The sequence below is a fragment of the Tardiphaga sp. genome, from assembly GCF_025356345.1.
GTDB lineage: Bacteria > Pseudomonadota > Alphaproteobacteria > Rhizobiales > Xanthobacteraceae > Tardiphaga.
Genome location: NZ_JANXTC010000248.1, coordinates 1 through 22,094, shown reverse-complemented (window position 1 = coordinate 22,094; position 22,094 = coordinate 1). Strand labels below are relative to the sequence as shown.

The 22,094-nt window shown below is 64.4% G+C and carries 25 protein-coding genes, 1 tRNA gene and 3 pseudogenes; 17 read left to right on the top strand and 12 right to left on the bottom strand.

All coding sequences use genetic code 11. From position 1 onward, the window contains the following. From Q0S16_RS15195 to Q0S16_RS15175, 5 genes and pseudogenes are all read left to right on the top strand, one after another. Window positions 1-117 (top strand): annotated as a pseudogene (locus Q0S16_RS15195) (PAS domain-containing protein); the annotation flags it as partial. 128 nt (window positions 118-245) lie between these two features. Further along, on the top strand, window positions 246-860 hold the full coding sequence (locus Q0S16_RS15190) for a PilZ domain-containing protein (RefSeq protein WP_295849680.1): 615 nt from the start codon (window positions 246-248) through the stop codon (window positions 858-860). A gap of 329 nt (window positions 861-1,189) precedes the next feature. Next, complete coding sequence (locus Q0S16_RS15185; RefSeq protein ID WP_295849678.1) at window positions 1,190-1,813, top strand: transglutaminase-like cysteine peptidase; 624 nt, start codon at window positions 1,190-1,192, stop codon at window positions 1,811-1,813. Window positions 1,814-2,041: 228 nt separating this feature from the next. Continuing rightward, entirely contained in the window at window positions 2,042-2,446 is a 405-nt protein-coding gene (locus Q0S16_RS15180; protein ID WP_295849671.1) for a hypothetical protein, read from the top strand. After that, window positions 2,404-2,697, top strand: a pseudogene (locus Q0S16_RS15175) (dienelactone hydrolase family protein); the annotation flags it as partial. The gene Q0S16_RS15180 and the pseudogene Q0S16_RS15175, both read left to right, overlap by 43 nt. Before the next feature lie 88 nt (window positions 2,698-2,785). On the opposite strand, the gene Q0S16_RS15170 reads toward Q0S16_RS15175, so the two are convergent. After that, entirely contained in the window at window positions 2,786-3,148 is a 363-nt protein-coding gene (locus tag Q0S16_RS15170; RefSeq protein ID WP_295849669.1) for a hypothetical protein, read from the bottom strand. A gap of 152 nt (window positions 3,149-3,300) precedes the next feature. Beyond that, a complete protein-coding gene (locus Q0S16_RS15165) occupies window positions 3,301-3,585 on the bottom strand; it encodes a hypothetical protein (protein WP_295849667.1) in 285 nt (94 codons plus the stop codon). 466 nt (window positions 3,586-4,051) lie between these two features. Between Q0S16_RS15165 and Q0S16_RS15155 the strand changes: the two genes are divergently transcribed. Continuing rightward, window positions 4,052-4,210: a hypothetical protein gene (locus tag Q0S16_RS15155; protein ID WP_295849665.1), complete on the top strand. Its 159-nt coding sequence runs from the start codon at window positions 4,052-4,054 to the stop codon at window positions 4,208-4,210. A 6-nt stretch (window positions 4,211-4,216) separates the two neighbouring features. Here the strand turns inward: Q0S16_RS15155 and Q0S16_RS15150 are convergent, their stop codons facing one another. Together Q0S16_RS15150 and Q0S16_RS15145 are read right to left on the bottom strand one after the other, a co-directional pair. After that, complete coding sequence (locus Q0S16_RS15150) at window positions 4,217-4,747, bottom strand: gamma carbonic anhydrase family protein (protein ID WP_295849664.1); 531 nt, start codon at window positions 4,745-4,747, stop codon at window positions 4,217-4,219. A gap of 49 nt (window positions 4,748-4,796) precedes the next feature. Continuing rightward, window positions 4,797-5,126 carry a hypothetical protein gene (locus tag Q0S16_RS15145; protein ID WP_295849662.1) on the bottom strand — a complete coding sequence of 110 codons (330 nt, stop codon included), beginning with the start codon at window positions 5,124-5,126 and terminating at the stop codon, window positions 4,797-4,799. 220 nt (window positions 5,127-5,346) lie between these two features. Here Q0S16_RS15145 and Q0S16_RS15140 point away from each other — a divergent pair, with 220 nt between their 5' ends. Continuing rightward, window positions 5,347-6,057, top strand: coding sequence for a hypothetical protein (locus Q0S16_RS15140; RefSeq protein ID WP_295849660.1), 711 nt, complete (start codon window positions 5,347-5,349; stop codon window positions 6,055-6,057). A gap of 18 nt (window positions 6,058-6,075) precedes the next feature. Here Q0S16_RS15140 and Q0S16_RS15135 read toward each other — a convergent pair whose 3' ends face one another. From Q0S16_RS15135 to Q0S16_RS15120, 4 genes are all read right to left on the bottom strand, one after another. Further along, window positions 6,076-6,294, bottom strand: coding sequence for a DUF3126 family protein (locus Q0S16_RS15135; protein ID WP_295849658.1), 219 nt, complete (start codon window positions 6,292-6,294; stop codon window positions 6,076-6,078). Window positions 6,295-6,421: 127 nt separating this feature from the next. Beyond that, window positions 6,422-7,249, bottom strand: a complete 828-nt coding sequence (gene cysE, locus Q0S16_RS15130) for a serine O-acetyltransferase (protein WP_295849656.1) — start codon at window positions 7,247-7,249, stop codon at window positions 6,422-6,424. A gap of 219 nt (window positions 7,250-7,468) precedes the next feature. Then, window positions 7,469-8,221 (bottom strand): alpha/beta hydrolase, encoded by a 753-nt coding sequence (locus Q0S16_RS15125; protein WP_295849653.1) that lies wholly within the window; start codon window positions 8,219-8,221, stop codon window positions 7,469-7,471. Window positions 8,222-8,269: 48 nt separating this feature from the next. Further along, complete coding sequence (locus Q0S16_RS15120) at window positions 8,270-9,418, bottom strand: hypothetical protein (protein ID WP_295849651.1); 1,149 nt, start codon at window positions 9,416-9,418, stop codon at window positions 8,270-8,272. A gap of 229 nt (window positions 9,419-9,647) precedes the next feature. Here Q0S16_RS15120 and Q0S16_RS15115 point away from each other — a divergent pair, with 229 nt between their 5' ends. Next, window positions 9,648-9,893: a zinc-finger domain-containing protein gene (locus Q0S16_RS15115; protein WP_295849650.1), complete on the top strand. Its 246-nt coding sequence runs from the start codon at window positions 9,648-9,650 to the stop codon at window positions 9,891-9,893. 9 nt (window positions 9,894-9,902) lie between these two features. Beyond that, window positions 9,903-11,084 carry an FAD-dependent monooxygenase gene (locus Q0S16_RS15110; RefSeq protein WP_295849648.1) on the top strand — a complete coding sequence of 394 codons (1,182 nt, stop codon included), beginning with the start codon at window positions 9,903-9,905 and terminating at the stop codon, window positions 11,082-11,084. A gap of 140 nt (window positions 11,085-11,224) precedes the next feature. Here Q0S16_RS15110 and Q0S16_RS15105 read toward each other — a convergent pair whose 3' ends face one another. Next, window positions 11,225-11,665, bottom strand: coding sequence for a twin-arginine translocation pathway signal (locus Q0S16_RS15105; protein WP_295849647.1), 441 nt, complete (start codon window positions 11,663-11,665; stop codon window positions 11,225-11,227). 225 nt (window positions 11,666-11,890) lie between these two features. Here Q0S16_RS15105 and Q0S16_RS15100 point away from each other — a divergent pair, with 225 nt between their 5' ends. Further along, complete coding sequence (locus Q0S16_RS15100) at window positions 11,891-12,181, top strand: type II toxin-antitoxin system ParD family antitoxin (RefSeq protein WP_295849644.1); 291 nt, start codon at window positions 11,891-11,893, stop codon at window positions 12,179-12,181. Then, window positions 12,171-12,482: a type II toxin-antitoxin system RelE/ParE family toxin gene (locus tag Q0S16_RS15095; RefSeq protein WP_295849641.1), complete on the top strand. Its 312-nt coding sequence runs from the start codon at window positions 12,171-12,173 to the stop codon at window positions 12,480-12,482. Before Q0S16_RS15100 ends, Q0S16_RS15095 begins: the two co-directional genes overlap by 11 nt. Window positions 12,483-12,690: 208 nt before the next feature. Here Q0S16_RS15095 and Q0S16_RS15090 read toward each other — a convergent pair. The 3 genes from Q0S16_RS15090 to Q0S16_RS15080 form a co-directional block, all read right to left on the bottom strand. Next, window positions 12,691-12,777: transfer RNA gene (locus Q0S16_RS15090), tRNA-Leu, on the bottom strand. A 95-nt stretch (window positions 12,778-12,872) separates the two neighbouring features. After that, the gene (locus tag Q0S16_RS15085; protein ID WP_295849638.1) at window positions 12,873-13,100 is read right to left on the bottom strand and encodes a hypothetical protein; all 228 of its coding nucleotides are present in this window, start codon (window positions 13,098-13,100) and stop codon (window positions 12,873-12,875) included. A 176-nt stretch (window positions 13,101-13,276) separates the two neighbouring features. After that, a complete protein-coding gene (locus tag Q0S16_RS15080; RefSeq protein WP_295849676.1) occupies window positions 13,277-14,842 on the bottom strand; it encodes an ABC transporter substrate-binding protein in 1,566 nt (521 codons plus the stop codon). Window positions 14,843-15,196: 354 nt separating this feature from the next. Between Q0S16_RS15080 and Q0S16_RS15075 the strand changes: the two genes are divergently transcribed. The 6 genes and pseudogenes from Q0S16_RS15075 to Q0S16_RS15050 all read left to right on the top strand — a co-directional run. Further along, complete coding sequence (locus Q0S16_RS15075; RefSeq protein WP_295849636.1) at window positions 15,197-16,330, top strand: M20/M25/M40 family metallo-hydrolase; 1,134 nt, start codon at window positions 15,197-15,199, stop codon at window positions 16,328-16,330. 197 nt (window positions 16,331-16,527) lie between these two features. Then, window positions 16,528-17,469 carry an ABC transporter permease gene (locus tag Q0S16_RS15070; protein ID WP_295849634.1) on the top strand — a complete coding sequence of 314 codons (942 nt, stop codon included), beginning with the start codon at window positions 16,528-16,530 and terminating at the stop codon, window positions 17,467-17,469. A 27-nt stretch (window positions 17,470-17,496) separates the two neighbouring features. Beyond that, window positions 17,497-18,381: an ABC transporter permease gene (locus Q0S16_RS15065; protein ID WP_295849631.1), complete on the top strand. Its 885-nt coding sequence runs from the start codon at window positions 17,497-17,499 to the stop codon at window positions 18,379-18,381. Between the two features lie 8 nt (window positions 18,382-18,389). Further along, window positions 18,390-20,060, top strand: a complete 1,671-nt coding sequence (locus Q0S16_RS15060; protein ID WP_295849674.1) for an ABC transporter ATP-binding protein — start codon at window positions 18,390-18,392, stop codon at window positions 20,058-20,060. A 134-nt stretch (window positions 20,061-20,194) separates the two neighbouring features. Beyond that, a complete protein-coding gene (locus Q0S16_RS15055; RefSeq protein ID WP_295849629.1) occupies window positions 20,195-21,724 on the top strand; it encodes a M81 family metallopeptidase in 1,530 nt (509 codons plus the stop codon). A 184-nt stretch (window positions 21,725-21,908) separates the two neighbouring features. After that, a pseudogene (locus Q0S16_RS15050) lies at window positions 21,909-22,094 on the top strand (amidohydrolase); the annotation flags it as partial.

Here is a 22,094-nt window from a genome sequence, read left to right as displayed (position 1 = left end):
CCGCTGGAGATGACCTCGTTCCGTTATCTGGCACACCAGCCACAGCGCTTTGCGCCGCGCGCCCTGCGCAAGCTGCGGGCGGCGCGCGGACTAATCGTCTATGAGGGGCTGCGATAAAGTCGTATGGATATCGGCACGTGGCCTGTCTCCGGAAGATTGCGCTGTCGGTATATGCTAACCCAGCGTTAACCCTGTCGGTGGTACGGTCATGATTGGCTTTGAACCGCATAACCGGCACGGCATTGATGGCGTTTGCGCAGACCCGATCCCTTCTTCCATCTCCCGATGAACGACGCCGCTATCAGCGGGTCAAAGTTCATCTGCTGGGTCGCTACATGCTGCCGGATCGCCGCGAGTTCCCCTGCCAGGTCATCAACATGTCGCCGGGCGGCCTGGCGCTGCTCGGCCCCGGCATCGGCAATGTCGGCGACCGCGTGATCGCCTATCTCGACCATGTCGGCCGCGTCGAAGGCAAGCTGACCCGGATCATCGACAATGGTTTTGCGATGAGCGTGGGCGCCACGCCGCGCAAACGCGACAAGCTCGCGGCGCAGCTGACCTGGCTCGCCAACCGCGACATTCTCAATTTGCCGGAAGACCGCCGCCACGAGCGCGTGGTGCCGCGCAACCCGCTTTCCGTGCTCACGCTCGAGGACGGCACCAAGATGCATTGCCGCATCATCGATCTGTCGCTGTCCGGCGCGGCGTTGGCCGCCGAGAAGCGTCCGCCGATGAACATGCAGGTCATGCTCGGCCGGGTTCGGTCGCGCGTGGTGCGTCATCTCGAGGAAGGCTTCGCGCTGGAGTTCGTCCACGAGCAGCCCGCCGATACGCTGGAAGATAGCGTCAACGCCCGGTAAACGGCCGACCGCCCCGGCGGGCGATTTCTCCGAAGTTCAAAGGCGGTATCCGCGTTAGCGGATACCGCCTTTTGCTTTCGTAGCGCGGGTTCCATCGGTTAACGCCGGCGGCCTTTGCGGCCGCAACCGCAGCATTTGCGGCGCGTGCCGGCTTAACATGTAAGATTTGAATCAATTCCAGTCGATCAAACTTGAATCAAATTCGATTCAACTACATTTCGCATTCGACTTTTGTTTGAGCCATATTCGCTTCAAATGTCGCCGCGCGATTTAGCGGCGCGACAAATCCTCTGTGCAAAACATGGTCCCAACAAGAAGCGGGGGCTATGATGATTGGTAGCAAGGGGCGGATCACGGGACTGGCGGTCGCCGCCATCCTGTTCGGATTTTCGGCGGCGGCGCAGGCCGGCGACGAGCGACTTTATGCGAGCCTCGGGGACACCACGCGGTCGCCGATCGGCTGGGTTGAATTCTGCGCGGAGAACCCGGGCGATTGCAACGGCGGCGCCAGCCAGGCGCGCGACATCGTGATCACGCAGACCGCCTGGAAGGACCTGCTGCGCGTCAACCGCTGGGTCAACGAAACCGTCAAGCCGATGACCGACATGGATCATTGGGGCGTGATCGAGAGGTGGTCGCTGCCGACCGATGGTTACGGCGATTGCGAGGACTACGTGCTGTTGAAGCGCAAGATGCTGATCGATGCCGGCTGGCCCCGCGAGGCGCTGCTGATCACCGTGGTGCGCGACAAGAAGGGCGAAGGCCACGCCGTGCTGACGGTGAAGACCGACAAGGGCGAGTTCGTTCTCGACAATCAGAACGAGAGCGTGGTGGCCTGGACCGACACCGGCTACCGCTTCGTCAAGCGCCAGTCGCAGAGCGATCCCAATGTCTGGGTCTCGCTCGGTGACTCCCGCCCCGCGGTGGCCACCGCCAGCGCCCGCTCGCGCTGAACGACAACCGTTTCGGAGACACGCGACCCGGTCACATCCCCACCCCTCCCCGTCCCAGACCGGATCGCGCGCGGCCAGCTCTCCCCCAAGAGCTGGCCGCAACTTTTTGGGCAGCTCGCCAAGATCGGCGCCCAATTCGAGCTTGGCGAACATTGAAGCTGCGGGTGCGATCCACCTGCAACGTAACGCCCCGGCGGCCCTGCTTCTGGGCCGTCGCGAGGATAATGGATGCCCGCCGAACCCAAGCCGAAGCTGGACCAGTTCGCTGCGATGGAGCAGCACCAATCCGGCATGGGCAAGGGATTAAAATCGGGCGGCCCATTTGATGGCATGGACGATGGCCGCCTCGACAAGATTGAAATCCGGCTCTCCGCGATCGAAGGTGAGCAGTGGACGCATTTCCGCTGGGGCATTGGTCTTCTCATGACCGTTGCGTTCGGTCTGGCAGCGCTGATCGCCACGACCAGCGTGTTCATGACGTCTCGCATTGACAGAACTGAAGACCGACAGGTCCGAGTCGAGGCGGCGATCGGCCTGATAAGCTTTCAAGCAATCTCAACAATCAACAATATGAATCAGACCCTGCTCCAGGCCGCAATGTGTGCGAATACGCCGCCTATGGTTCGGCGCTGAGGGCCGGGCTGACGTTCTATCGCCCGCTGGTCGACGCGCCCAATCCGGCGTGGCCGAAGCGCCCGACGCAATTGGCTACGGACATCAAGGCGGCGCAGGCGGCGGCCGGCAAAATCGCTGAAGTCAAGATCTACCCCGGCGCCCCGCACGGCTTTCACGCCGACTACAGACCGAGCTATCGCCAGGAAGCTGCCGCAGCTGGCTGGAAGCAGATGCAGGCCTGGCTGACGGAAGACCACGTGCTCAGCTGATCGCCGGACCGCTTGCCGCCCCTGCGAAGACGGCCGCGGATAGAAACCGCGGCCGCATGCTCGTTCAACTCCGTATCAGTCGAACTGATTATTCGCAGACTTCGACGCGGCGGTAGCGAAGGCCGGCCGGGGTGCGAATGCGCTTGCGCACCAGATAGCAGCCGCCTTCGTCATCATAGCCGCCATAGACCGGATATCCGTAACCGCCATAGCCATAGCCGCCATAGCCACCGTAAGCGCCATACAGGCCGGCGCCGGCCAGACCCAATCCCAGTCCGAAGCCAATTCCGCGACCGCCCCAGCCGCCGCCCCTGAACCCACCGCCGTGAAATCCGCCGCCATGAAATCCGCCGCCATGGCCGCCAAAGCCGCCGCCCGCCGAGGCCTCGTTCGGGGCCGCCATTCCGAGCGCCGCCACCGCGAGCGCCGCCAACACCATCTTCCGCAACATGAACCACTCTCCGTCAATCAGCCGCGCCCATCCCGAACCACGCTCCACAATTAATATGGTCGCGGCAAATAGCCACCAGCCATGCCGTGTCGCCGCTCAACAAATCGCGACTGGATGCTGCGGGACAGGTTTTCCAGCTCCCGCGTCGCCTGCTAGCAGCCCTTGCAGATGCTGTTGAGCTTGCGGTCGACCTCGCGGTCCTGCGCATCCACCGCGGCATCGCCGGTGGTCGGCTTGTCATAGAACAAGGTTCCGCCGGCGGTGACGCCGCCGGCAATACCGATGCCGACGCCTGAATTCGCGGTGCCGGGGCTGGTGGTGCTGACGAGACGGCCAGTCACGTCATCCACGGCGTCACCCGACTGGGCAAAGGCGTTGCAGGACAACAGCAGGACAATGGCAGCAGCGCAGATGATCGGCTTTGAGGCATGGGTCATGGCAATTCTTCCTTCGGCGATCAACGGGCCGGAACGCCGCGAGTTCCCCGACTGGAACGATTTGGCGACGCCGCACTTGATGCGGTGAAAGTTTTTCGCAAATGAAGCCCGGTTGTGTCGTGGGACAAGCCGTTTCGTGAACCCATCGAACTGCCCGACGCGACTCGGCGAGGCGCGGGCGCCGCATCGACACCAGCCGAAGACCTATGATGATTCACGCAAGCAGCGCTGGCGCACGGCGCCGCGGAAGCCGCGCCATGCGTAAACTGATCGGCTTCGACTCCGATACGCTGGCCGCGACAGGATGGGTACGCCGCGGCAACTGGCCGACGAGGCTTTCGCCGACCTGCTGACAAACACGGCGTACCACTCGATCTGAAAGATGCGCTGCGCAAGAGCGCGTCGAACTCCGGCCAGCCAACCTCCCGCCGCAACGTCGCGGCGCCTCCAGCCTGAAAGCACAGACATGGCAAAAGATCCGTTTGACGAAGGCCAACGCGCCGCCCGGGAAGGCATTCCCGCCGAGGCCAATCCGTATCAGGATGGCAGCGACGAACATTCGCTGTGGAGCGCCGGCCATGAACGCGTCGCCGGCGAGGTCGAAGCGAATGAAGCCGAGGGCTGAGAGGCCTCAGCCGATCTTCTTCAGCCCGTTCTTGAAGCGTGGGCCATTGACGGCATAGGAACGCGCCGCGCCGCTCATCAGGGCGATCTGCGCGTCGTCGAGGGTTCGAATGACCCGCGCCGGCGCGCCGATGATCAGCGAATTTTCCGGAAACTGCTTACCCTCGGTGATCACCGAACCGGCGCCGACCACGCTGTTGCGGCCGATCCGCGCGCCGTTCATGACGATCGAGCCCATGCCGATCAGCGCGCCATCCTCGATGGTACAGCCGTGCAGGATGACGTTGTGGCCGATCGTGCAGTTCTTGCCGATCACAAGCGGAAAGCCCTTGTCGGTGTGGCAGGTCGAATTGTCCTGCACGTTCGAGCCTTCGCCGATTTCGATCCATTCATTGTCGCCGCGCAACACCGCGCCGAACCAGACGCTCGCGGAAGCCAGCAGCCGGATCTTGCCGATCAGCTGCGCGCTGTCGGCAATGAAGTAATTTCCGTCAGCCGGAAGATCCGGGCCCTGCCCGTCGAGTTCGTAGATCGCCATGGTGGTGGTGTTCTCCCTGTACGGAGAACCTTGCCATGGATCACCAGACTTAGGCCAGCAGGCCCACGGCCCGCAGGGTCATGACGATGAACGTACCGGACATCAGGCTCCAGAAACCGGCGAGCACGGTGGCGATCATCACGAACTGAAAGCGGTGTTGCTCGATCTGGCCGGGCCGCAGCGTGTTGCGCATGATCAGGAACGGCGCGGCGAATACCAGGAACGGCACGGCGGCCAGCGCCTGCGGCCCTGGCCCCTGCTTCAGCAGGCCAAAGCCGGCGGGGCGCTGCGCCAGCGCCTGGTAGCCGCTGGACAGCACGCCCGCGAGCGCGAAGCCGATGCAGATCTGGAACAGGGAATTCAACGCGTCCGGGGACATCGGCACTCTTTCGCTGCGGGGAACACCGTCCCTGCATCGCAAACCCCGCCGACCCGCGCCAGCCTATCCTTAATAAACGGTTAATGGCGACCGCGCCTGGCGCATGACGGACCGGCACATCGACCACCGCAAACCAAGAGGGCCGTTAACCACCCGCTGGCATATTCGAGGTTGATTCGACGGCTACCGGCCGCCCTTCCCGTTCATCAGTTGCGTGCGCATGTCCCTGCTTTTTCCAACCACGTCCCGATCGCGGCAATGGCGCCGCAGCCGGCGCAGCCATCTGGTTCCGATCATGACCGGCGGGCTGTTGGCCGCCACCGCCCTGGCCCTTGTCGCCTATCTGCTGTGGCCGACCTGGCAGAGCCGCCGGGCGGGCGATCCCGACCGGATTCCGGTCAGCGTCGGCGCCACTCTGTTCAACGTCCCGACCCATGCGTTTCGCCGCAAGGTGCAGAAACATTCCGGGCCGCAGGAACGCGTCGATCTCAGCTACCTCTACCCCTCGCTGGAAGCCAGCGACGTGCCGACGCATGTCAGCATCGAGAATTTCGATGAAACCCAGCAGCCGATCGATCGGATTTTTCTGTCGATCACGGCGCATCATGAGGCGATGTCGCCGGAGGCGCGGTTGCGCACGGTGTATCCGCGCTATGATGACCAGTTGATGCCGGTTCAGGATGGGCTGACGACGCGGCCGTTCCGCGATGCCTCGCCCTACAGCCAGGAAGATCTGTTTCTCGGCGAAGCGCCGGCGCTGGTGGCGCGCTGCACCCGCGACGCCCGCACGCCCGGCATGTGCCTGAGCGAGCGCCGCATCGGCGGCGCCGACCTGGTCTTCCGTTTTCCCCGCGCCTGGCTGGAGCAATGGCGCGAGGTCGGGAATGCGATGGATGCGCTGACCCTGCAGTTGAGCGGACCGAAGCGGTAAACCCGGTCAGCGATCAACTCAGTCGTTCTCGACGAGATCTTCTTCCAGGATCGCCATCTGGAACTGGAACGAGCGATCATCATCCTCGTCGTCGACGAACAGCACGCCGATGAATTCCTCGCCGATATAGACCTCGGCGGAATCGTCCTTCTTCGGCCGCGGCACGACGCGGAGTTTCTGATTGCCGAAGATACGCTTGAGATAGGCGTCGAGCTTTCTGACTTCCTGAACGTCCACAGGGATCTCCAATGCAATTGATGTTGGTTGAGCTGACGGCGAAGCTTTAAAGCGTGCCGGCGCGCGCCGCTAGGCGGTTTATCGAAAAATCACAGACCCGGCTCAAACGGTTGCCACGGCGCGGCGATCACAACCCGGTCGCGTTGAGCATCTGGTTCATGGTGCGCGACGGCTCGGCGCAACCAGCCTCGCCGACGATCTTGGCGGGCACACCGGCCACGGTGACATTGTGCGGCACTGGCTTGACGACGACCGAACCCGCGGCGATGCGCGCGCAATGGCCGACCTCGATATTGCCGAGAATCTTGGCGCCGGCGCCGATCAGCACGCCACGGCGAATTTTCGGGTGACGGTCCTCGTTCTCCTTGCCGGTACCACCCAGCGTAACGCCATGCAGGATCGAAACATCATCCTCGATGACCGCGGTCTCGCCGACGACAAAACCGGTGGCGTGATCGAGGAAGATGCCGCGGCCGATCTGGGCGGCCGGATTGATATCGGTCTGGAACACCGCGGACGCCCGGCTCTGCAGATACCAGGCAAAGTCCTTGCGGCCCTTCTTCAACAGCCAGTGCGCCAGGCGATGGCTCTGGATCGCGTGAAACCCCTTGAAGTACAAGAGCGGATCGATGAAGCGGGTGGTGGCGGGATCGCGGTCGAACACGGCGACCAGATCGGCGCGAAACGCATTGCCGAGATCCGGCTCGTCGCGCAGCGCCTCCTCAAAGGTCTGACGGATCAGGTCGCCGGACAGCGCCGAATGATCGAGCCGCTCGGCGACGCGGTGCACCACGGACTCTTCGAGCCGGGTGTGATTGAGCACGGTCGAATAGACGAACGACGCCAGTTCCGGCTCGCGGCTGACAATGTCCTCCGCCTCGCTGCGAATCCGGTCCCAGATCGGATCAAGCGTCGCCAGTTTTGCATTCTGCGGATTTACGTTCGACACGGCCATGCTGGACTCGCAAATTCTTCGGTTCGGTCATGCAGTATAGCACAACGCGGCGGACTGTCGCGGCACGCCTTGCGCGGTAAAGAACGTCGGCTTTACCCGAGCATCAGCGGCCAAGACCTTGATTCGGCGGATATTTCGCCGCGCACCGAGAAACTGCCTTAGCGCGGGGCGTGCCTGAGAAGTGGGCGGTCGCGCGTCCAATACAAGATGCAGCCCCGATCAAGGCCGGCGCGACAGGAAGGCCAGCACGCCCTCCTTGTACACTTTGTCGCCGACCGCCCGCATGTGATCGCGGTTCGGAATGTCCAGCACTTCGGAATGGGGAATCACCTGCTGCAATTCCTGCGCGGAGCCCGCGATCTCGTCGGCGGTGCCCACCGCGATCAAGGTGGGTACCGTGATGCGCGCGGCCTCCTCGACGGTCATCAGCCGCCGCGAGCCGCGCATGCAGGCCGCCAGCGCGCGGCGGTCGGAGCGGGTCTGGTCGGCGAAGGTGCGAAAGGTGCGGCCGACCGGATCGGTGATGTCGTCGAGCGAATCAGCCTCCAGTGCGACCGCGACATTCTCGCCCGGACCGCCGCCCTTGATCAGGCCGATGCCAAGCCCGGCGATGATCGCGCTGCGCAGCAGTCGCGGCTGGGTTTCGGCGATCAGGGCGGTGATGCGCGCGCCCATCGAATAGCCCATCATGTCGGCGCGTTCGATGTCGAGGTGCGCCATCAGCGCACGGACGTCGTCCGCCATCATGCCGAGATGGTAATCTTCGGGATCATAGAGTTTTGTCGAATCGCCATGGCCGCGATGATCGAGCGCAACAACCCGCTTGCCGTGCTTCTTCAGCTCGGAGACCCAGGTCGGATACACCCAGTTGACGTTCTTGCTGGAGGCAAAGCCATGGACGAGAACGATCGGATCGCCCTCGCCCTCATCGAGATAGGCAATTTCAACAGCGCCGTTGTGAAAGCTCGGCATCCAGAATTCCGTTTATGATGGAAGATGTTGGTCGGCGGGAGGCACAGTTTATCCGTGCAACGCATTGGCCGCCAGTGCGGGCCGCAAGGCGATTTCGTGGCGAAGCTGCAATTCGCGGCGCGCCTTTCGCGCCTTCGAGCGCCGCAGCCACGACCAGGTGACGCGCTCGGTGGTGGCCTTGATGGACGCGACGAAGCCGAACAGCGCCAACACCGCCCACAGCATCCACAGGCTCATGTTGAAGGCGCCCGCGACCAGCAGGATCGCACCACGGCCGAACATCTTCAGGATCGCGCGGGTCTGGCCGCCTTTCGTCTCGGCCAATTTGGCGACGCGCGCGACATCCTTCGGGCCCTGCGCGATGCGCAGCGTATCCAGCGCGCCGCGCGCGCCGGCCTTTTCGCCCACGCGGCCGACATCCTGGGCCAGCCGCACCAGGCCACCCGCCCTGTCGCTGCGGAACGCGGCCTTCACCGCGCTGATGGTCTTGCCCGGCCGCAGCAGCGAGGCATCCGCCAGCGCGCTTTGCAGCAGCGGCGTATCGACGACATTGCGCGCCGAGCGGCCGGCCCAGGCGGTCAGGCCCTCGCCAAGCCGACCAACCTTGCGCGCGTCCTTGACCAGCGTCAGACCGGCCCGCACCGGGGCCACGCCGCCCACCGTCACATAGGTGGCGGCGGTCACGGCCAGCCCGACGGCCGCAAGGCCCAGAATCAGGTGATCGGTATCCTCGCCCAAAGCGAGATGCTTGCCCTCGCGCACCACATCACGGATGTCGCCGAACACGAACAGATCGCCGGCCACCGTGCCGGACATGCTGCCGACATCATCGGCATTACCGGTGATGAAACCGGAGGCGAATTTTCCGGCGAAATGCGACGCGGAGTTTTCCTCGGCGACGGCATCGCTGACGCGTTTCGACACCGCGTCGGACAATACGATTTTCTGTGCCGCGGCGACGTCGACAAAACTCTTCGCCAGATCGGCGTCGTCGGCGGCCAGCGCGTCGTCGATATTGCGGGTCAGTACTGCGGGATCATTGCGGAGCGCGGCGACAAGTTGCGCATTGGCCAGCGCCACCGGATCATTTTGCGCCGCGAGCACGGCACCGGCGTCGCGGGCCTGCGGCCACAACAGCAAGCCAACGGTCGCGCACACCGCGATGCCCGTCAGTGCCGTGTCGATCCGCCGCCACATCGCTCAAAACCCTATTGCCGCACCTTTAGGACAGGTGGTGCGCCATTTTCCCGACACAACAGCCCCGACGAAAGAAGGGCTTCTCGGAGGCAACGAGATTGTGTCGAATTTGCTCCATTGCGGCGGCTATCACGGCCTAGGAATCTCCATCGGCCGCCGGTATGGTGCGCCGCACTGAATGGCCCGCCGGCCGCGTTGTCGGCGCACAATGCCAGCAAAGGTAGAGAAGATGTCCGACCACGTCGTTCCACACTTTCACAATGATGCCGGCGTTCCGATCATCGAGATCGGCTCGAAGGAGTTCATGTGCGTGGGCGCCAATCCGCCGTTCGACCATCCGCACGTCTTCCTCGACCTCGGCAACGACAACGAGATCATCTGCCCGTATTGCTCGACGCTGTACCGCCTCGCCACCGATCTCGGCCCCGGCGAAGCGCGCCCGCCCGAATGCGTGTTGCACGACCAGGTCGCCTGATCGGTCTTGGTGACGACGTCGCACCCCATCGTCATTGCCGGCGCCGGCATCGGTGGGTTGACGGCGGCGCTGGCACTGGCCGCGCGTGGTTGTCGCGTGGTTGTCGTGGAAAAGGCCGCGCGGCTGGAGGAAGCCGGCGCGGGCCTGCAGCTGTCGCCGAACGCCAGCCGGGTGCTGACCGACCTCGGCCTGCGCCCTCGCCTCGCCCCGACTATCACCGCGCCGGACGCGGTCAGCATCATGAGCGTGCGCCGTGGCGGCGAGGTGATCCGGCTGCCGCTGCGCGACAGGGGTGACGGCCGCACCGACGCGCCCTATTGGCTGCTGCACCGCGCCGATCTGCAGGCCGCGTTGCTGGCTCAGGTCAAGGCAATCCCCGCCATCGAGCTTCGCCTCGGTTGTCCGTTCACGGATTTCGCAATCACGGGCGACGGCGTCGTGGTCCGCTCCGGCGACGGTGCCGCGCCGCTGTCCGCGCTGGCCCTGATTGGCGCCGATGGCGTGCGGTCGGCGGTGCGGCAGCAATTATTCCCCGATGTCCAGCCCGGCTTTTCCGGGCTGGTGGCCTGGCGCGGCACCATCGCCGCGGGGCGGCTTCCGGCCGAGCTGACACCGCCCCGCGTTCAATTGTGGATGGGACCCAAGGCGCATCTGGTGGCCTACCCGATGGCGTCGGGCCAGCAGACCAATATCGTTGCCCTGATGCCCGGCACGCTCGACAGCCCGAGCTGGAGCGCGCCGGGTGATATCGCCGAGATCAGGCATCATTTCGCGGCGGCGCGCTGGCCGGACGCCGCGCGGCACATGATCGAGGCGGTCGGTGACTGGCGCCGCTGGGCCCTGTTCACGATGCCGGATGGCGGGGTCTGGAACCGGGGACCGGTGGCGCTGCTCGGCGACGCCGCGCATGCGATGTTGCCCTTTGTCGCGCAAGGCGCCGGCATGGCGATCGAGGACGCCGCGGTGCTGGCCAGGTGCTTGGGCGATCCTGGCGGCGTGCCGGCGGCCCTGGCGCGTTACGCGGCGGCCCGCCGCGCCCGCGTCGGCCGGGTGCAGCGCACCGCGCGGCAATCCGGCCAGATCTATCATTTGCGCGGTGCAATGGCCGTCGCACGCGACCTCACCATGCAGGCGCTCGGCACGGCGCGGCTGCAAGCGCGGCAAAACTGGATCTATGATTGGCGACCGTGATGGCCGCCGCGGTCTGGTCCAGAAGGCCGTGGTCGTAACGGATTGTGCCCAGCCGCACGTGTCCCGGACGCGATGCAACGCACCCACTTGGGCGTGGTGCATCGCGTCCGGGACAAGATTGAACGATTAGCAATCAGGCCCTAGCGGGCGACGCTGGCCCGTTTGCGGGCGCCGACCGCCGGCGCGGCGGGCTCGGCCGGCGTCACCACCACGGCGCTGGCCACGCATTTGCTGCGCTCCCAGTTCTCTTCCACCAGCTTGGTCGACGCCCGTACCGAGATGTAGTCATTGCCGTAAGCGAGCTCGCTCACCACCGTGCCGCCGCTGCCGGTCTTGGCCTTCTCGATCAACCCGCGCAATTCGGCCGTCCGCGCCGCCAGCGACTTGCGCTCGGCCTCGAGCTGCTTGCAGTCCATCATGTCGTATTTGGCGGGATCGACGAAGGCCGCCGACGCAAAGCTGTCGCCGATATTGGCGCAGCCGGAAAGCTGGATCCCGAGCGCCAGCAATGCGAGCGCCGAAACGGCGCGCGACAGCAGGGCCCCCTCTACCAGGTCACTCCCGGGACATCGATCGATCATGCAGCAAGCTAACCTGAATGGCATTGAAGTTGGGTAAACCACCCATCACGCTGCGTAAAGCAGCCCCCGGTGACCGGATTGAGGCGCCACCACTGGTGCGGACGGCGGGAATCGAACCCGCACGACGTTGCCGTCGAGGGATCACGCAGGTCCAGCCCGTCCGACCGCGTTGCCGCTAGTGTCAAGAAGTAGTAATATCTACCACCATAACGGCACGGAGCGGACATGGCGTCGGTTGAGAAAGTGAGCATCGCCCTGACCGGCGAGCAGGTTGCTGCGCTCAAGGCAGCGGTGGAGACCGGCGAATACGCGACGACCAGCGAGATCGTGCGCGAGGCCGTCCGGGACTGGCAGTTGAAGCGCGAACTCCGCCAGGAAGACATCCAGCGGCTGCGACAGATGTGGGACGATGGCATCGCCAGCGGCCCCGCGGGTGCGCAGGATATGAAGAAGCTGCGGCAAGAGGCCCGCGCGCGGCTGGAAGGCGCGAAAAAAGTCGCGGGCAATGCCGACTGAACTGGTGTGGTCCAACCAGGCCCGAATCGACCTGATGGACATCTACGTGATGATCGGGCTTGAACAGCCCGCCGCCGCCGAACGCTATTTCGATCGCATCGAAACCAAGTGCCAATTGCTGCGGTTGCAACCCCGCATGGGCATTCGCCGCTCCGACATTCGACCGTCGATGCGGATGCTGGTCGAAGCCCCCTATTTGCTGTTGTACCGCACCGACCCGGACAGTGATGAGGGCCCGGTCGGCTGCATCGAGATCATCCGCATTGTGAACGGGCGCCGTGACCTGCGCGGCATGTTCTGATCTGGGTCCTGCCTGCCCCCGGGCCCTTGGCACCTGCACCACGCAGTGCGTAAATGCCGTCATTGCGAGCGAAGCAAAGCAATCCGGAAAGCCACAAAGGAAGACTGGATTGCTTCGTCGCAAGGGCTCCTCGCCATGACGGAGCGGACGATGCCAAGCGATGCTAAATTATTCCGCTCCAGAGGCCTTGCTGTTTTGCCATTAGAGCTGGTGCGGACGGCGGGAATCGAACCCGCACGACGTTGCCATCGAGGGATTTTAAGTCCCTTGCGTCTACCAGTTCCGCCACGTCCGCATTGATCGTTGGATCAGGCCTTCTGCATAGTCGAGCCCGGTGGCAAAGCAAAGCCCGCCGTCCGGCTGGACATCCGGCGGGATCACCCTGCCCGCTCAGACCCGCTCGATCTTGCCCGCGAACAGCGCCAGCGGCACGACCTTGGCGCGCAGCGCCTGGGCCTGCATCTGGCAGACGCAGAGCGGCTCACCCTTGCGCTTGGCGCAGCGGCACGGATAGCCGTAGGCAAATTCCACCAGCGCGTCGACGTCGTGGGCCTGGATCGCCTGTTCGACCCGGTCGGCATAATCCGCCGACAGATATTTGGTGTCGCTTATCGCCATGAGGGCACTCTTGTCCGGGTGGGCGCGGGCGGTCAGACGGGCCCGCGCGGCAGCTAGACCGCCTCTATACGCAAAGCGGGGCGCGGCGAAAAGCCCCATCCCGACACGGCTGCGCCGGCCTGATCGCTCAGGCCGGCGCGGCCACCGTCAAACCTCAACCGCCGTAGCGGACCAGGCTATTCCTTCTTGTCGATGTTCCAGAACACCGGGGTCGCGGCGCCCGGCAGCACGCCGGTGAGCGACTTCCGCCACGCGCTCGGGATCCTGTATTCGCCAAGTGGCAGATACGCGACCTGGTCATAGGCGCGCGCCTGGACTTCGGCGGCAATGACCTTCTGCTCCTCGAGCGACGTCGAGCGCGAGAACTTGTCGCGCAGTTCTTCCATCTTCGGATCGTCAAACCAGCCGAACCAGCCACCCTTGGTGCCACGACCCGAGATCGAGACGTTGGAGATCGGGTTGAGGATGTCGGCGCCGACCCAGTTGGTGAAGAACATGTTCCAGCCACCTTCCTTGACCGGCTTCTGGCTGGCGCGACGGGTTACCACGGTCTGCCAGTCGGTGGCCTGCACCTCGACCTTGAAGCCGGCCTCGCGCAGCAACTGCGCCGCGACGATCGGCTGCGCCTTCAGCGTGATGACGTCGGTCGGCGCCATGATCACGACGGGGGTGCCATCGTAACCGGATTCCGCCAGCGCCTTCTTGGCGTCGGCCATGCCGCTGCCCTTGACCAGCGAATCGCCGCCGGCCTCGTTGCCGAACGGCGTACCGCAAGCAAACAGCGACCCACAGGTCTTGTAGTAGGTGGGATCGCCGACCAGCGCGTCGAGCACCGGCTTCTGGCTCATCGCCAGGAACGCGGCGCGGCGCACCTTCAGATTATCAAATGGGGGCAACAGGAAGTTCATCCGGCCGAGCGTCTGGTAGCCCAGCTTGTTGAGGATCTCCAGGTTGAGGTCCTTATCCTTGGCCAGCACCGGCAGGATATCGAACGACGGATTTTCCAGGAAGTCGATGTCGCCGGACTGCAGCGCATTCACCGCCGTCTGCGCATCGGGCATCGTGATCCATTCGACGCGGTCGACCTTCACGACCTTGCCGCCGGCGGCCCAGCTCGCGGGCTCGGAGCGCGGTACGTAGTCGGTATTCTTTTCATACACCGCCTTCACGCCGGGCTGGAATTCGGCCTGCACGAATTTGAACGGACCCGAACCGATCTGCTCGGCAATCGCCTTGCCGGACGGCGTTTCCGCCAGCCGCTTCGGCATCATGAACGGCACCAGCGACGACGGCTTGGCGATCGAGTCCAGCACCAGGCCGTAGGGCTCCTTGAGCGTCAGCACGATGGTCTTGGCGTCGGGCGCCTCGATGCTCTTGGTGAAGTCCATCAGCTTCTGGCCCATGCCGTCGGCCTTGCCCCAACGCTGCAGCGAGGCGACGCAATCTTCCGCGGTGACGGGCTTGCCGTCATGCCATTTCAGGCCATCGCGCAGCGTAAATGTATAGACAAGCTTGTCGTCGGAAATCTTGACGCTGGCCATCTGCGGCTGGACCTTGAACTCCGAATCCATCGCCAGCAGCGTGTCGTAGACCATGTAACCATGATCGCGCGTGATGTACGCGGTGGTCAGGCCGGGATCGATGACGCGCAGATCGGAATGCATCACCGCGGTGATGGTCTTGCCCGCGGCCAACGCCGGCAGCGAGAAGGTCGGCAGCGCCAGCGCGGCTGCGACCACCATCCCGGTCAGGGTCGATTTCGAAAACGCCGCGGAATGCCGCCAGCGTGAGATGTAAGACATCGGTCTCTCCTGATTGGAAACTGATCATCGGTCGATGATTCATTATGCAACGCGATAGAAATTTAGGCGTCACCGCGCGTGGCATTTAATCTTTTACACATCAAAGACTTGCACCAAGCGCGCTGCGCGTCAATCGGGTTTTCATGTCGCCGCCGCCCTGCGCAATCACGTCGCGCCCTCGCCCGTTTGCAAACTCAAATCACCTGCTGCTAAGTCACGCCACAGCCCGCGCAATGATCGCAAGCACAACGTTCGACGGATCGCGATCGACATCCTATCCACAAGGAAGCTCCGATGAATCCCGCCAACCTTCCCTTCGACGCCGACGAGATGCTTTCCGGCCTGCGCATTTGGGTCGAATGCGAAAGCCCGACATGGGATGCCAATGCCGTCAACGGCATGCTCGATCTCGCCGCGCGCGACATGGCGATCATGGGTGCGACGATTGAACGCGTCGCCGGACGCATGGGATTTGGCGGCTGCATCCGCGCCCGCTTTCCACATCCGAAATTCGGCCAGCCCGGTATCCTGATCGCCGGTCACATGGACACCGTGCATCCGGTCGGCACCCTCGAAACGCTGAAGTGGCGCCGTGACGGCGCCAAATGCTACGGCCCCGCGATCTGCGACATGAAGGGCGGCAATTATTTGTCGCTGGAAGCGATCCGGCAACTGGCGCGCGCCTCGTTCACGACGCCGCTGCCGATTACCATCCTGTTCACGCCCGACGAGGAAGTCGGCACGCCCTCGACGCGCGACATCATCGAGGCGGAAGCCGCCCGCAACAAATACGTGCTGGTGCCCGAGCCCGCGGGTCGCGGCGGCAAGGGCGTCGTCACCGGCCGCTACGCGATCGCGCGCTTCAATCTCGAAGCCATCGGCAAGCCCAGCCATTCCGGCGCCACGCTGTCCAGCGGACGTTCGGCGATTCGCGAAATGGCGCGGCAGATCCTCGCCATCGACGCGATGACCGGCCCGGATTGCACCTTCAGCGTCGGCATTGTGCACGGTGGAAAATGGGTCAATTGCGTGGCCTCCTCCTGTACCGGCGAAGCCCTCAGCATGGCGAAGCGCCAGGCCGATCTCGATGCCGGCATCGAGCGCATGATGGCGCTGAATGGCACCGAGAACGACGTCACCTTCAAGGTCACACGTGGCGTGACACGACCGGTATGGGAGCCGGACGCCGGCACCATGGCGCTGTACGAAAAAGCCCGGCTGGTGGCGAAGGATCTCGGCATCGATCTGCAGCATGAAAGCTCCGGCGGCGGCTCCGACGGTAATTTTACCGGCGCGATGGGTATCCCCACCCTCGACGGCCTCGGCGTTCGCGGCGCGGACATGCATACGCTCGGCGAATTCATCGAGGTCGACAGCCTGGTCGAACGCGGCCGCCTGATGGCCGGTTTGCTGGCGACGCTGGATTGAGGCACAACGACGCCACGTTGACGCGCCTGAAAAGGCGCGCCGACTGTGGCAGTGGCACAGGACTTGCTCATTCCTTTTGCAGGCAAGTTGTGACAGTGAGGACCATGATAAAATTATGCAACGAGCCCGCGACGTTCCCGATCCCTTTGCGCCAGACGTGTGAAACGTCCGGCGTCGTCGGCCGGTAGGAACGCGTCATGCTCGGATATCTCATTCGCCGAATCCTCGCCGCCATTCCCGTCATGGGTGTGGTGGCGTTGTTCGTCTTCCTGTTGCTGCGGCTGACGCCCGGCGATCCCGCGGCGATCCTCGCCGGCGACAACGCCACGCCGGAACAGCTTGATCGCATTCGCACCCAGCTCGGCCTCAATGAACCGCTCTACACCCAGTTCATCACCTGGGTCGGCCGGCTGCTGCATGGCGATCTCGGCACGTCGCTGATCTCGAACGTGCCGGTGCTGCAGTTGATCGGCCAGCGCGTCGAGCCCTCGATCAGCGTCGCGCTCAGCGTCATGCTGGTGTCGATCCTGGTGGCGGTGCCGCTCGGCGTCATCGCGGCGTGGAAGCACGGCACCTGGATCGACCGTTTCGTCATGGCGCTGTCGGTGATCGGTTTTTCGATTCCGGTGTTCGTGATCGGCTATGTGCTGATCCAGGTGTTCGCGATCGAATTGCGCTGGGTCCCGGTGCAGGGCTTCCGCAGCATCTTCAAGGGATTTGGGCCGTTCTTCGAGCGCATCATCCTGCCGACGGTATCGCTGTCGTTCATCTATGTCGCGCTGATCGCGCGCATGACACGCGCCGCGATGCTCGACGTGCTGGGCGAGGACTATGTCCGCACCGCGCGCGCCAAGGGCATCAATGAAAGCGGTGTGCTGCTGCGCCACGCGCTGCGCAATGCGGCGGTCCCGGTCATCACCGTGATCGGAACCGGCTTCGCGCTGCTGATCTCCGGCGTCGTCGTCACCGAGAGCGTGTTCAACCTGCCCGGCATCGGACGCCTGACGGTCGACGCGGTGCTGGCGCGCGATTTCCCGGTGATCCAGGCGATGATCCTGCTGACGTCCTTCGTCTATGTGATGGTCAATCTGCTGATCGACCTCGCTTACTCGCTGCTCGATCCCAGAATCCGTTACTAAGAATTCGTTACTAGGAATCCCCGACTGATGGCGATCGAAACCCTACCCAATGCAACACTTCCCTCGCGCGGGGGTCCGTCACTCGGCTTCCTCACGGCGACGCCGATCATCGCGATTGCCACGGTGTGCCTGGCGCTGGTGATTGCCTCGGCGATCCTTGCTCCCTGGCTGTCGTCGCATGATCCGCAATTGCTGCTGCCGGCGCAGCGGTTGAAGCCTATGAGCGCGGAATATTGGCTCGGCACCGACGCCTATGGCCGCGACGTGCTGGCGCGCATCCTGTATGGCGGCCGGATCTCGCTGATCATCGGTCTCGGCGCCGCCGTGGTCAGCATCGCCATCGGTCTGCTGATCGGTCTGGTGTCCGGGTTCTTCAAGCCGATCGATGCCGTGCTGATGCGCGTGATGGACGGGTTGATGGCGATGCCCAGCGTGCTGCTGGCCATCGCCGTGGTGTCGCTGTCCGGCGCCACGCTGACCACCGTGCTGATCGCCATCACCATTCCGGAAATTCCCCGCGTCGCCCGGCTGGTCCGCTCGGTGGTACTGTCGGCGCGTGAAGAACCCTATGTCGAAGCCGCGATCTCGCTGGGCACCAGCCTGCCCAAGATCATGTGGCGGCATCTGATGCCGAACACCGTCGCGCCGCTGATCGTGCAAGGCACCTATGTCTGCGCCTCCGCGATCCTGACCGAGGCGATCCTGTCGTTTCTCGGCGCCGGCATCAGCCCGGAGACGCCAACCTGGGGCAACATCATGGCCGAGGGCCGGCAGTTCTTTCAGGTCAAGCCATCGCTGATCTTCTGGCCCGGCCTGCTGCTGTCGATCGCGATCCTCAGCGTCAATCTGATCGGCGACGCGGCGCGCGATGCGCTCGACCCGCGCATGAAACAGCGGGAGAGCGGCAAGTGAACGAAGCAATGAAGCCAATCGTCAACAGCAATCCGCTGGTTCTCGAGATCGACGACCTCTGCGTCGGCGTCGGCAAGACCGGGGCGGGCAACAAGATCATCGAGGGTATTTCGCTGCAGGTCCGCCAGGGCGAGACGCTGTGCGTCGTCGGCGAGAGTGGCTCCGGCAAGTCGGTGACCTCGCTGACGACGATGGGGCTGCTGCCGAAGGATTCGTTGAAGGCAACCAGTGGCAGCGTCAAGCTGGTCGGCGAGGACGTGTTGCAGGCCAGCGACCGTCGTCTTCGACAGTTGCGCGCCACCACCATGGCGATGATTTTCCAGGAGCCGATGACGGCGCTGAACCCGGTGATCCCGGTCGGCAACCAGATCGACGAGGTGCTGCGCACCCATACCAGCCTGGATTCCGCCACCCGCCGCAAGCGCATCCTCGACATGATGGATCAGGTGCGGCTGCCGGACGTCAAGCGCATCTTCGGCTCCTATCCGCATCGGCTGTCCGGTGGCCAGCGCCAGCGCATCATGATCGCGATGGCCCTGGTGCTGGAGCCCAAGCTGCTGATCGCCGACGAGCCCACCACCGCGCTCGACGTCACCACGCAGAAGCAGATCCTGACCTTGATCCGCGATCTGCAGAAGGACCACGGTACCGCCGTGCTGTTCATCACCCATGACATGGGCGTGGTCGCCGAAATCGCCGACCGCGTCGCGGTGATGCGTCACGGCCGGCTGGTGGAAACCGGCACGCTCGACGGCATCCTGCGCGCGCCGACGATGGAATATACCCGCAATCTGCTGAAGGCGGTCCCCAGCCTGGTGCCGCGCGCGCCACGGGTGCAGGAAGGCTTCGTGCCGGTGGTGCTGGAAGCCAACGAGCTCGGCAAGGTGTATCGCGAGCGTTCGTTCTTCGGCAAGGCGCGCGAAGTCGCCGCGGCGCAGGATGTCACGCTGACGTTGCGCAAGGGCCGCACGCTCGGCATCGTCGGCGAAAGCGGCTCCGGCAAATCCACCGTGGCGCGCTGTCTGGTGCGCCTGATCGATCCGACCTCCGGCGGCATCCGCCTCGTCGGCCGTGAAATCTCCGACCTGTCGCGGCACGCGCTGCGGCCGCATCGGCAGAAGATCCAGATCATCTTCCAGGACCCGTATCGCTCGCTCAACCCGCGCATCACGGTTGGCGAGTCGATCGCCGAGGGCCCGATCAATTACGGCACCAAGCATGCCGTGGCGATGGCCCGGGCGCGCGAGCTGCTCGAACTGGTCGATCTGCCGGCCGACGCGGTGTCGCGCTATCCGCATCAATTTTCCGGCGGCCAGCGCCAGCGCATCGCCATCGCGCGGGCACTGGCGCTGGAGCCCGAGGTTCTGGTGGCGGACGAAGCCTGTTCCGCGCTCGATGTGTCGGTGCAGGCGCAGGTGCTGCGGCTGCTCGACGACATCCAGACCCGGCTCGGCATCGGCCTGTTGTTCATCACCCACGATCTGCGCGTCGCCGCGCAGATCTGCGATGACGTCGCGGTGATGCAGAACGGCCGCGTGGTCGAACAGGGCCCCGCCGGCGAAGTCCTCACAAATCCGCAACAGGCCTATACCCGACAGCTGCTTGACGCGGCGCCCGGACGGGGATGGGATTTCGCCAACTTCCGGCCGGTCGGGCTCGACGTGGCCGCGGCCGTCTAGGCTCCAGCCTATCATCCGTCATTGCGAGGAGCGAAGCGACGCGGCAATCCAGAGCCACGGAATCGGCAAGAACTGGATTGCTTCGTCGCAAGGGCTCCTCGCAATGACGAACCATTGAAATCGAGAATAACTTCATGACCCGTATCGCTATCGGCGGCTTCCTGCACGAGACCAACACCTTCGCCCCCACCAAGGCGACCTTTGAGGCCTTCGTGCATGGCGGCGGCTGGCCGTCGATGACGCACGGCGCCGAGGTGCTGAAAGTGATGCGCGGCATCAATGTCGGCCTCGCCGGTTTCATCGAGGCGGCCGAGGCGAAGGGCTGGGAGCTGATCCCGACCATCGCCTGCGGCGCCAGCCCGTCGGCCCATGTCACCAAGGATGCGTTCGAGCGGATCGTGACCGAGATGATCGACGGCATCCGGGCGGCGCTGCCGCTCGACGCGGTCTATCTCGATCTGCACGGCGCCATGGTCACCGAACATCTCGATGACGGCGAGGCCGAGATCGCCCGCCGCGTGCGCCAGGTGATCGGCCCGGACATTCCGTTCGTGATCAGCCTCGATCTCCACGGCAATATCTCGCCCGAACTGGTCGAGGACACCGACGCGCTGATCGCCTACCGCACCTACCCGCATGTCGACATGGCCGATACCGGCCGCGCCTGTGCGCGCCACATGGCGTTGCTGTTGTCCGGGCAGAGCTTCGCCAAGGCATTCCGGCAATTGCCGTTCCTGATTCCGATCAGCTGGCAGTGCACCAACGACCAGCCGACGAAGGGCATCTACCAGATGCTGGCCGCGCTGGAAGACGACCAGATCCCGACGCTGTCGTTCTGCCCCGGCTTTCCCGCCGCCGACATTCCGAATTGCGGACCCAGCGTGTTCGCCTATGGCGTGACGCAGGCCGACGCCGACGCCGCGGCCGACACCATCGTCAAACTCGTCAGCGGCCACGAAGACGATTTCGACGGCAAGATCTACACGCCCGACGAAGGCGTGCTGCATGCGATGGAGCTGGCGAAGACCGCCTCGAAGCCGATCGTGATCGCCGACACCCAGGACAATCCCGGCGCCGGCGGCGATTCCGACACCACCGGCATGCTGCGCGCGCTGGTGCGCAACAACGCGACGAAAGCCTCGATCGGCGTGATCTACGATCCCGCCTCGTCCAGGGCCGCGCATGAGGCCGGCGAAGGCGCCACCATCACGCTGTCGCTCGGCGGCCAATCCGGCATTCCCGGCGATGCGCCCTACGAGAACACATTTACGGTGGAAAAACTGTCCGACGGCAAGTTTGTTGCCGACGGCCCCTATTATGGCGGCCGTGACATGGACATGGGCCTGTCCGCCTGCCTGCGCATCAACGACATCCGCGTGGTGATCGCCTCGCACAAGGCGCAGCTCGCGGATCAGGCGATGTACCGCTTCGTCGGCATCGAGCCGACCTCGGAATCGATCCTGGTCAACAAGAGCTCGGTGCATTTCCGCGCCGATTTCGAGCCGATCGCAGGCTCACTGCTGATCTGCGCCGCGCCCGGCGCAATGCCGGCCGACACCTCGACCCTGCCCTGGACGCGGCTGCGCCCGGGCATCCGCCTGAAGCCGAATGGCGCGCCGTTCACGCCGACCACCTCATCGCCCGCCCTCGCGCCCGCGACATGACTCGCGTGCGTTGCATGATCGACGTTCCCCGGACGCGATGCGATACGAAGTATCGCTTCGCAGAGCCGGGGTCCCGGTTTTGACGAAGCAACCGGGATCCCGGATCCGCGGAGCGGCACAAGGGTGCCGCACCGCATCCGGGAAACGCTAACTCCCCGTTTTTTCTGACCCAAGGAGCGCTCACATGCCCACCATCGACCACATCGAAGCCTATGCCGACGAGCTGACCGCGATCCGCCGCGATCTCCATGCCCATCCGGAAATCGGCTTCGAGGAAGTCCGCACCTCCGGCATCGTCGCCGAGAAGCTCGCCGGCTGGGGCGTCGAGGTGCATCGCGGCCTTGGTACCACCGGCGTGGTCGGCGTGCTG